Raw genomic sequence first — 11030 nt, forward strand, 5'->3', positions numbered from 1 at the left:
AGGGGTAGAAAGAAATAAGTCTGGTGACTTTTGGTCCTTTGACTCGGTGCTTTATAGAACTAGTAAAGACACTTATTTTATATCTTGTAACTAGGAGCGCGATGATACCTAATTTTACAAGAAAAAAAACGTCTTTTATGTACTTTACTCATCTAATCTTATTGAAAAAATGTATCATCCCAATAGTTAAGATGAATTATCATCATACTATGTGACAACCTAAAGAAAATATTCTTTTTTTATATTACTTTGATTTTTTAAGTTACATTGACACACTTTATTTTTAAGTATTTATTTTTAAAAGACTTTATATTTACCAAAATTTAAAAAAACTGATCTAAATATTACAAATACGCCACAAAATCTGCAAAAGTTATGCATAACTTATGTTTAACATTTCTTAATGAAAAAAATTAAATTTATATTAATTTTTAAAGGAAAAAATTATGCGTACTTTAGCTGTCTCAACCCTTCTTTTAGGTTCTCTCCTTAGCCCTTTCGTTTTTGCTCAGGATGATAATGCTTTGAACTATAATATTGTGAATGTACAAGCCGAAGCTTCTCGTCAAGTTTCTAATGATGAAATGCACGCAACTTTATATATTGAAAAAAGTAACAAGCAACCAGCCGAACTTTCGAATCAGATTAATCAATTAATGAATCAGGCACTTGCCGTTTCTCGTAAATATCCACAAGTAAAAGTGGAAACTGGTGCTCAAAGCACTTACCCAATTTACGATAACGATAGTAATAAGCTAAAAGAATGGCGTGGCCGCGCTGAAATTCGTCTTGAAAGTAAAGACTTTAAAGCAGCAAGCCAGTTAGTCAATGAATTGCAACAAAGCTTCCAAACTCAATCGATTAATTTTACGGTTTCAGATGAACAACGTAAAAAAGTTGAAAATGATTTGATGGTTGAAGCATCTAAAAACTTTCAACAACGTGCTCAAATGTTGACTCAAGCGTGGAATAAAAGCCAATACACGCTTGTTAACTTAAACTTAAATACCAACAACTATTTCCCTCAGCCTGTAATGCGAGCGAGTATGGCTAAGTTTGCTATGGCTGAAGCTGCACCAGCTCAAGACATGGCAGCTGGTGAGTCTAAAATTACTGTCAATGCAAACGGTTCAATTCAATTTAAATAATTGCTTGAGCTAAAAAAGCCGCATGAAATTTGCGGCTTTTTTATGCATGAATCAAAATATTTCACTCAAATTTTGCAAAGAATCCCAAGCAGCTTTCGCCAAAATATCTTTATAAACTTTAGGATTTGAAGGAACACGTTGTGATAACCACGCACGGCAATAGTTCTCAGTAGTTCCAATGACTAATGAAAGTAATAACTCATGTGGGATAGATTTTAAAAACTCAGCCTCAGCATAATTTGAAATTTCGCTAAAGATCTTTTGATTTCTTAATTTATTTTTCTGAATAAGACGTTCCTGATCTTCCCCTTGCATCACACTAAAACGAGCAGATATTAAAAATTTAGCAAACTCAGGCTGTCCACTCACCCAATCAACATAGCTATGAATAAAAGCATATAAAACTTCTTGAAGAGATTTTGTACCCTCCAAATAGTCATCTCTTAATGCCGCTTGGTCATCTAAAGCTGCAAAAAATAAAGTCGCAACAATCCCTTCTTTATTTTTAAAGTGGTGATAAATAGCCCCTACACTGCTGTCAGATTTCGAACGAATCATTTCAATGCTAGTGGTTTCAATTCCATTTTCTAAGAAACAAGACAAAGCATCTAATAAAATCTGTCTTTTTAAAGCAGCCCTTCTGCTGGGATATAACCGTTCTAATAACTCTTGTGCAGATTGCATTGTTTGTTCCCTAACCAGTTATCGGAGATATTCTGAATGACTTGACTCACTTTTGTAAACAGAATTATATTCTGTTAAAGAATATAATTCTGTTTGCTTAATATGGAGCTTTAAATCATGGCAACCACTTTAGAACTTTGGAACAAAGTGTCTACTTTTCCGAAAGGAAAATGGACTTTCTCACGCATGCTATGTTTAAAAGCACCTTATTTCGGCAGTATTTCGCCGCTATTTATTGAGTTAAAACCGAATCATTGTGAAATAGCCATTAAGAAAAAGCGTTCTGTTCTCAATCATATTGGAACAGTTCATGCGATTGCGATGTGTAATATGGCCGAGCTTGCAGGTGGAACAATGACCGAAGTCACTGTACCTTCTACCCATCGCTGGATTCCCAAAGGTATGACTGTCGAATATTTAAAAAAGGCAGAAACAGACTTAATTGCAGTTGCAACGCCTGTAGAAAAAAATTATGACTGGGATAAAGCTGGCGAATATTTAGTAAATGTAGAAGTCTATGATTCCCAGAAAGAAAAAGTCTTCCAAGCGACAATTACCATGTGGATTTCTAAAAAGAAGTAATAAAAAAGCCCTGAACTGATCAGGGCTTTTCTTGATTATTTTTTAAAGGGTAAAGCATATTTAAAGATACGACCCACAACTTGTCCAAACTGTTTAGCTAGACTCGCATTGTTATAATTTAGACCATATTTTTTACATACAGCTTCAACTTTTGGAGCCATTTGGCGATAACGGCGCGCAGGTACATCAGGATATAAATGATGCTCGATCTGATGACTCAAATGTCCGCTTAAGATATGTAATGCTTCTGAACCTTTTAAGTTTGAAGAACCACGAATCTGGCGCATATACCAGTGACCACGGCTTTCTTCCTGCAAAACAGACTTTGGAAATACTTCTGCATCTTTAGTAAAGTGACCACAGAAAATAATCGTAAACGTCCAGATATTACGAAGACCATTCGCAACCAAGTTTCCTGTCAATACAGGTAAAGCTGCTGGCCCTGCAATTAATGGGAAAAAAACGTAATCTTTGAAAAGCTGGGTACCAATCTTTTTATTTACTGGTTTTAATTCTTCCAAGAATTTAGCCATGCTCTTACGCTTGTAAAGAACACGACCAATTTCAAGGTTTTGAATCGCTACGCCCCATTGGAACAATAAGCAAAATGGAATGCTATAAACGGGTTGAAGCAAGAAACCAGGCTTCCAACGTTGCTCTGGGAATAAACGAAGTAAACCATAACCAATGTCATCATCAATACCTTTAATGTTGGTATATGTGTGATGTTTATAGTTATGCGTTTGACGCCAGTTATCAGAAGTACCGACCGTATCCCATTCGTAGGTTTGACCATTAAATTTAGGATCGTTCATCCAATCGTATTGGCCATGCATCACGTTATGACCAAGTTCCATGTTTTCCATAATTTTAGAAAAGCCTAATAGACCTGTTCCTAAAATCCATGCTGGTGGGAACCAACCTGCAAATAAACAAGCTCGGCCTAGAAAACTACTATAGCGAACTGCTGCATAGACACGGCGGATATATTTAGCGTCTTTCTCACCCAAATCATCCAATACTTCTTGTTTGATCTGATCAAGCTCTTTTGCAAATGCGTCAAGTTCTGCTGGAGTCAAATCGCGATTTTTAGGATTTTTAAAATATTCGACTTTCACTGGCATATTCATAAAAGTTCTCTCTTAAAGATCAATAACTAGATCAGATTGTGCTGAGTTCACACAAATTTTGAGTAATTGGCTTGGTTCGGTATTTTCACTACCGTTGAGTAAGTTACGTGTAGAACCTTGAGCTTTACTACAAACGCACTTATTACAAATTCCCATACGGCAGCCATGTGTAGGCTTAAGGCCTTCATGTTCCAGACTCGCCAAAATTGATTCGCCTTTTGGAATTGCAATAATCTTATTAGACTGGGTTAATGTGACATTTACATAACCAACTTCAGCCGTACTATCACGCGTTAAGCTAAAAGCTTCTGTTAATACAGTCGGTGCTTTTTCAAAAAGCTGTTCCACTGTTGAAACGAAACCAGAAGGTCCACATGCATATATGGTGCTATTTTCCAAATCGTCTACTAATGCTAAATGCTCTGCATTTAAACGTTCATCATTTGGTGTTTCTTGTGTATAAAAAACCTGATAACTAAAATTTGGGAATTGCTCTGCAACTTTTTCAAAGTATTCAACAAAAGCTGCATCTGAGCGTTGCTTTACCCAATATAAAAGCTGTACTTGAACTTTATCTAACTGCTGGCTTTGTTTAATTGCAGTGATTAAGCTCAGCATTGGGGTAATACCACTACCCGCAGCTAGCATAATTAATTTCGGTGTTTTGATATTTTGTTGCATGTCACCATAAGGCTGACCAAGCTCAAAAACATCACCAATTTGGCTTTCAGTCACAAACCAGTTACTGACAATACCATCAGCCACTTTTTTAATCGTTAAGCGTAAATGTTGTTCATCAATTTGCGTCAAGCTATAAGTACGTTCATAACGACGACCAGCAATTTCAACAATGACAGGATGATGCTGACCAGCAACACCTACTTTCACTAAACGGTTACATTTTAATGTAAGACTCACCATGTCATGAGCGACAAATTCTTTTTTTACAATTTGAACAAGCCCATGTTTTACCGACCATAAAGGATTAACTTTTTGTAGCCAGAAGTTAGCCATTTCTTTATCAAAGATGGCTTGTGTCAATGAATTGAATAGAGAATTTCTCTTTTCGATTACTTGCATAGATGGACGCTCTGTCGCTCTTTTTTAATTATTATACACATGTATATATATTTGTATATACACCCGTACTTTTAATTACAATTTCACAAGTTCAGCTTCTAAGGCTATAATCCTGAGAGTTTACAAATATATTGAACAGCATGACCCAATCTTCACTTTCTCAGAACCTGAATGACACACCTCAACAACAAGATGTCATTGAAATTAAAACAGCTACGCGTTCTGTGGGAAGAAAAGCGACAATTACTAAAGAAGAACTTTTTCAGGCTGCTCTGAATCTGATTGGCCCACAAAAGAGTATTGCTTCATTAAGTTTACGTGAAGTAGCACGAGAAGCTGGCATTGCGCCAAATAGTTTCTATCGACACTTTAAAGATATTGATGAGTTAGCAATTTCTTTAATTGACCGTGCAGGTATCGTCTTACGTAAAATTATCCGGCAGGCTCGCCTACGTGCTTCCTTGCAAGAAAGTATTATTCGCAGTTCTGTCGATATTTTTCTTCAACAGCTCGATGCCGATGAAGGTAATTTAAGCTTATTACTACGCGAAGGCTTTACAGGTTCTACTTCTTATAAAGCTGCTGTTGATCGCCAATTAAACTTCTTCCAGCAAGAACTACAAGAAGATTTAATTCGTCTAGAGCACTTAAATAACAACCACTTATATCACCCTGAACTTGTTGCAAAAGCAATTACGCAACTTGTGTTTCACATGGGCGCCAAAGTGATTGATCTTCCAATTCATCAACGTGCGGAAGTTGCTGAGCAAACGATGATTATGATTCGAATGATTTTAGAGGGTGCTCGGCATTTGGACGAAGCAGAAATTCGTTAAAAATATCTAATGAATGGCTTGTTAATAAACAGGCCATTTTTACATCTAACTCCTCTATTTTCCAATAAAAATATAATTCACCGATTGAAGCGAATAGTTTGCGAGAGTATAAATAATTATTCCATTTGCTCTTTCTTCTATATTCCCAACGATCTCAGGGATCAACATGCAAAATTTGAATAATCGTCAAAGTCTGATTGCAAGCTACATTCTTATGGGCATCTTTTTGCTTTCGGTTATCCCATTACATCTATTAGCAAGTTTTTTTGCAGGCTTTCTTATTTATGAAATTATTATTAGCTTAAGCTCGGTTGTAGAACGTTATATTGATGGTCAAAGAGCCCGCATTTTTATTAGTATTTTATTAAGTATTATTACGATTTCACTAATCGCCTTTTTCTTTACAAGTTTAATTAGCTTTGTGGTTCATGATTTAAAAGGTGTAGGCATCCATAATATCAACAGCAAAGTCGATCAAACCCTGTTGCATTTACAAGCTGAAATTAGCAAATATCTTCCGGGTTATATTCCCGATAGCGTGACAGAATTAAAAGATGAAATTTTCGCGTTTATGAAAGATAACGTGACCATATTAAAAAATACCAGCTCCGATATTTTGCATAACTTCGTGACGATGGTTATGGGCCTCATTATCGGTATTTTGGTGGCTATACATGGTTTTCATCGCCGTACACCGCAACCTGTTTTTAAATCTCTTCTGATTCAACGTATTCAGAAACTATCAATTTCATTTAAAAATGTTGTTTTTGCACAGATAAAAATTTCAGCAATTAATACGCTGCTCTTTATTTTATTTGCATTTGTTTTATTACCGCTTTGGGGAGTCCACCTTCCTTTTGCAAAAACGCTTACTATTTTGACCTTCATGTTTGGACTGATTCCAATTTTAGGTAATCTTATTTCCAATACATTGACGTTCATTGCAGCGCTTACTGTTTCACTCGGACTCGCAGGTGCAGCATTACTTTATCTCGTTCTGGTTCATAAACTTGAATATTTTATTAACGCTAAAATTATTGGGCATAAAATCAATGCAAATGCATGGGAGATTTTACTAGCAATGCTAGTATTTGAGTCAATTTTTGGCTTAGGCGGTCTAATCGCAGCTCCAATTTTCTATGCATATTTAAAATTAGAATTAAAAGATGCGGGTCTCATCTAATTCAAAATCGATGTATAAAAAAAGCGCCCTCTAGGCGCTTTTTTTAGTTTGAGTTAATTATGGCTTAACCACAACTAATACTTGAATTGCTTCTGGTGTAACAGTTAAACCATCAAGCAAGCTCAAGCCTTCTTTTTGCAACTTTTGTAAACGTTCAATTTCATCTTGACGAATACTTGGATTGAACTGTTTTAGATAAGTTAAACGATCAATTTCATATTGCCATTTATTACCATAATGTTCTTTTGCTTGCTGCTGAAGCTGTGGCAAATCAACTTTCGCAATATCCAACGCTTGTTTATAACGTTGCTCAATAATATCACGGCGAGCTTTAACCACCTGACGACAGCTATTGCCATCTAAGTGATGTAAATATGGTTTCAAAATTGCTGGATCAATTTTTTCAGATAAATCTTGACCAGTTTCGCTTAATAGCACACGAATAAGCTGCTTAGGCAAGCTCGATGGTAAGTTCAACGCCTTAGGCGCAACTACATCGACTTTAAACCACACTTCAATTAATACTGAACCCTGCTTTAACGCATTAGATTTGAGTACAGCAACATTGGTACTACCAAATGATTGTGTACGAATCATTTCCATTACACTTTCAATGAATGGGTGCTCTAAAGTTAAATATTGAGCATCTTCACGAAGCTGAGCCTGATCGCGATAGAACGTAGCAGTCATGCCTTCTTCGTCTAGCGCCAAACCTTGCACTTGCATTTGGTCTGTTGGACGAATAATCACAGTACCGTTACTTTGCTCATCAAAGTCGATATTGGTTGAAGACATGAAACGCTTCACAAACATTGGTAGCGTTGTGTTGTCATCATAATCTTCTAAAGCCTGAACAATCTCTTGCGCCACGATTGGACGACAAGAATTATATTCAAGTAAACGATCTCGGCCCGCTTGAAGTTCAGCTTCCAAAGCTTGACGTTGAACATTCACTTCTTCAAGCAAATCTTCAAAAGTTTGACCTTGGTCTGCAAGCAAACAGTCTTTTAATTCAACAATAAAATTCTCTTGCAGCGTTTGCGCTGTTGGCGAAATATTGCTGAAAATATTAAGTGCTTCATTGTACCAACGGAACATACGCTCTTGAGCTGTTCCAACAAGATATGGCACATGAATCTGAATACGGTTTTCTTGACCAATACGGTCTAGACGTCCGATACGTTGCTCTAAAACATCTGGGTTAGCTGGCAGATCAAATAAAATTAGATCACTGGCAAATTGGAAATTACGGCCTTCCGAACCAATTTCAGAACACAGGAGAATCTGTGCACCATAGCTTTCTTCAGCAAAATAGGCAGCCGCTTGGTCACGTTCAAGTAAGCTCATGCCTTCATGGAACATTGCAGTACGAATGCCTGCATGCAAACGCAATACATTTTCTAGAGCTTCAACAACTGGTCCACTACGCGCAATTAAAAGCACTTTTTTATGCTTGAGATCTTTGCGCAGAATTTCCATTACCCAAAGCACACGTGGGTCATTTTGCATCCATGAACCATCAAGTTGTGCTTCTTCTGGCCACATTTGCTCACGCAGTTTCCCATCTTTTGACCAATCTTCTGGCGCTGGTAATGGTGCTGGCTGACAATCACGCCCTGGGAAGCCTTGAATTGCTTCACGTGTATTACGGAATAAAATACGACCCGTACCATGGCGGTCTAATAATTCGTGAATCGCTCTAAAGCGTTGGTCAGGTTGATCTTCAATACTGTGACCTAATAAGCCCTCTAAAGCAGACAAATGCTCAGGAGCTAAAGGCTGATCAGACATGAGTACTTCAGCAATTTTTGCAGTCTGCTGGTATTGAGTTTCTTCATCTAAGAAGCGCTCTAAACTGCTAAAACGCTGCGGATCAAGTAAACGTAAACGTGCGAAATGACTTTCCACACCAAGCTGTTCAGGTGTTGCGGTAAGCAATAACACCCCAGCGGTATTTTCAGCAAGCTCTTCAATTAAATCGTAGCGATCATTACCGCCTTCTTCTTCGCTCCACATCAAATGATGTGCTTCATCGACCACAAGCAAATCGAAGCCAGCTTCTATGGCTTGCTCACGTAAATCATCATGGTCAACCATTAAGTCAACGCTGGCAATAATGCATTGCTCAGTCAAGAACGGGTTAAGTTCTGGATCATGTTCTTTAATAGATGCGGTACGTGTTAAATCAAACAGAGAGAATTGCAAGTTAAAACGACGGCGCATTTCAATCATCCACTGATACTGTAAAGAATCAGGGACTAAAATAAGAATTCGTTCTGAGCGACCGGTTTTAAGCTGTTGGTGGATAATTAAGCCAGCTTCAATTGTTTTACCCAAGCCCACTTCATCGGCAAGTAAAACACGAGGTGCAAAACGTTTACCAACTTCGTGTGCGATATAAAGCTGATGTGGAATTAAACCAACACGCGCCCCAACCATCCCACGTAGAGGACTATTCTGCATTTGCGCTTGCATAAGCATCGCTTCAATACGCAGGTCATACCACTCTTTATAGTCAACCTGACTTGCAAGCAAACGATCTAAAGGCTTCGACAACTGAATTTGCGCACCGATACGTGTTTCATTCAGCGCTTTACGATCTTGCTCGCCATTTTCTAAGGTACGAACAACGTTGTAACGCAAAACACCATGTCGGTCTTCAACAGACTCAACAATCCACTTCTTGCCTTCTTGATCTTGAACTTCATCATTTGTGTTAAAGATGATACGAGATAGTGGAGCATTATTACGTGCATAGACACGTGTCTCATCACTTTTGGGGAATAAAATGCTGACAGATCTTTCATCTACATCAATAAGCACACCTAAACCGAGTTCAGTTTCTGTGTCTGATAGCCAACGTTGACCAATAGCATACTGCTGCAATTTTTCCACCTTTCTCTCAAGTTCGCACTACATATTGTACGATGCAAATTAGCTTATTTTTGCATCTTTTTATGTAGTCTTTAAAGCAAAATTTTGAAGCAAAAACCAATTAAATGACTTTGCTACAAAAAATCACGCATTAAAATTTTTACATTAAAACGGTACAGGACAGTCAAAAGTTAATGTTTCTGCTGTGACAGGATGATTAAAACTTAACTGTTTGGCATGCAAACATAAACGCGGAACAAGTTGTTGCTCCGGTGTTGCATACAGCGTGTCACCTACAATTGGATGCCCAAGATATTGCATGTGTACACGGAGTTGATGGGATCGGCCTGTAATTGGTGTTAACTTCACACGAGTTACAGGCTGTCCCTGAATCTGAAAATGTTCTATTGCCTGCCAATGTGTTAAAGCAGGTTTGTTGTGAGAAGCGTCGACAATATGTAAAGGTGGTCGGCTTGGATCATAGATGACAGGAATATCTACAGTCCCCTCACCCTCTAAATGACCTGCGACAAGCGCTTCATATATTTTTGAAGTCTGACGATCTTGAAATTGACGCGCAATCGCACTTTGACCGCGCTTTGATAAACCAAATACTAAAATACCTGAAGTATCTCGGTCTAGACGATGAATGAGCAAAGTTTTAGGTTCAATCGCAACCAACCTTGTCAAAACGCTATCATGTAAATCACCTTTACCAGGAACACTCAAGATGTCCGAAGGTTTATGAATCACCATAAAATCATCATCACGATAGATCAGATGTTCACTTAGAAAATCACTCAAAGTTGTATTCCCAAGGCAAGATGAAAAACAAGCGGGCAATAATAAAAAGCTTACGTCCGAATTACAATGCCGTTCGGGTAAATTAACAGCATAATTTGCAAATATTATGGATCACTTGCAGTATATAGTTAATCAAGGCTTCAATAACTGCATAATATGCTGCAATGTCGGTGCTTGCATTACCTCTCCAGCGCTCAAGCTCGCACCATTTGCACGCCAAAGTTCGACAAGATAATTCACAGCAGACTGATCTAAGCCGTAGTTTCGTAAATCAATTTCAGGATGAATCTCCATGGGGTGTCGCCCCACCTGTTCAGCAATTGCTAATAAGATTCCTTTATCCGACAAAATATATTCAGACGGCGCACTTAAAGACCACAGGCGCATTAAGGTCTGTGTATTTAAGTGTTTTATATGGTCAAAACTGATCTTTTCAACCCATTGAATGTGCTGCTCTAAATTAGCCGCCAAGATCGCATCATTTACAATAGCTACATAATCGGTAATAGATAAAACAAGCTGCATGACTTGTTTAAACAGAGGTGACAAATCACCAGCCATCACAACTTGGGCTTTAGCATTTGACGACAGTCGCTGCCCCAACTGCAACATGGTTTGTTGAAGCTGAGATGCATCAATAAAAATAACTGGAATTTCGAGGGCCTGTGCTCTTTTACTTAGTAATTCTAAATGTTCAGCTAGTGGCTGG

At 37.8% G+C, this 11030-nt stretch carries 10 protein-coding genes; 4 read left to right on the forward strand and 6 right to left on the reverse strand.

Going from position 1 to position 11030, the window contains the following annotated elements; genetic code table 11:
- The first annotated feature begins 446 nt into the window (after positions 1 to 446).
- Positions 447 to 1148 carry an SIMPL domain-containing protein gene (locus tag UC75_RS07620; RefSeq protein ID WP_049837209.1) on the forward strand — a complete coding sequence of 234 codons (702 nt, stop codon included), beginning with the start codon at positions 447 to 449 and terminating at the stop codon, positions 1146 to 1148.
- 51 nt (positions 1149 to 1199) lie between these two features.
- On the opposite strand, the gene UC75_RS07625 is transcribed toward UC75_RS07620, so the two are convergent.
- A complete protein-coding gene (locus tag UC75_RS07625; protein ID WP_049837210.1) occupies positions 1200 to 1832 on the reverse strand; it encodes a TetR/AcrR family transcriptional regulator in 633 nt (210 codons plus the stop codon).
- Between the two features lie 117 nt (positions 1833 to 1949).
- Between UC75_RS07625 and UC75_RS07630 the strand changes: the two genes are divergently transcribed.
- Complete coding sequence (locus UC75_RS07630) at positions 1950 to 2414, forward strand: hotdog fold domain-containing protein (RefSeq protein ID WP_049837211.1); 465 nt, start codon at positions 1950 to 1952, stop codon at positions 2412 to 2414.
- A gap of 35 nt (positions 2415 to 2449) precedes the next feature.
- Here the strand turns inward: UC75_RS07630 and UC75_RS07635 are convergent, their stop codons facing one another.
- Together UC75_RS07635 and UC75_RS07640 are read right to left on the reverse strand one after the other, a co-directional pair.
- Positions 2450 to 3544, reverse strand: coding sequence for a fatty acid desaturase family protein (locus UC75_RS07635; protein WP_004790847.1), 1095 nt, complete (start codon positions 3542 to 3544; stop codon positions 2450 to 2452).
- Positions 3545 to 3556: 12 nt separating this feature from the next.
- Complete coding sequence (locus tag UC75_RS07640) at positions 3557 to 4624, reverse strand: ferredoxin reductase (protein ID WP_049837212.1); 1068 nt, start codon at positions 4622 to 4624, stop codon at positions 3557 to 3559.
- Between the two features lie 140 nt (positions 4625 to 4764).
- Here UC75_RS07640 and fabR point away from each other — a divergent pair, with 140 nt between their 5' ends.
- Entirely contained in the window at positions 4765 to 5460 is a 696-nt protein-coding gene (fabR, locus tag UC75_RS07645) for an HTH-type transcriptional repressor FabR (protein ID WP_013197133.1), read from the forward strand.
- A 166-nt stretch (positions 5461 to 5626) separates the two neighbouring features.
- Complete coding sequence (locus UC75_RS07650; protein ID WP_004790840.1) at positions 5627 to 6643, forward strand: AI-2E family transporter; 1017 nt, start codon at positions 5627 to 5629, stop codon at positions 6641 to 6643.
- Between the two features lie 57 nt (positions 6644 to 6700).
- On the opposite strand, the gene rapA is transcribed toward UC75_RS07650, so the two are convergent.
- From rapA to UC75_RS07665, 3 genes are all read right to left on the reverse strand, one after another.
- The gene (gene rapA, locus UC75_RS07655) at positions 6701 to 9538 is read right to left on the reverse strand and encodes an RNA polymerase-associated protein RapA (RefSeq protein WP_013197132.1); all 2838 of its coding nucleotides are present in this window, start codon (positions 9536 to 9538) and stop codon (positions 6701 to 6703) included.
- 144 nt (positions 9539 to 9682) lie between these two features.
- Positions 9683 to 10321: an RluA family pseudouridine synthase gene (locus UC75_RS07660; protein WP_005307342.1), complete on the reverse strand. Its 639-nt coding sequence runs from the start codon at positions 10319 to 10321 to the stop codon at positions 9683 to 9685.
- A gap of 132 nt (positions 10322 to 10453) precedes the next feature.
- Positions 10454 to 11030, reverse strand: a 577-nt coding sequence (locus UC75_RS07665) for an acyl carrier protein (protein ID WP_228137161.1), incomplete at its 5' end; no start/stop codon positions are given.

The organism is Acinetobacter sp. V2 (genome assembly GCF_001188385.1).
GTDB lineage: Bacteria > Pseudomonadota > Gammaproteobacteria > Pseudomonadales > Moraxellaceae > Acinetobacter > Acinetobacter oleivorans.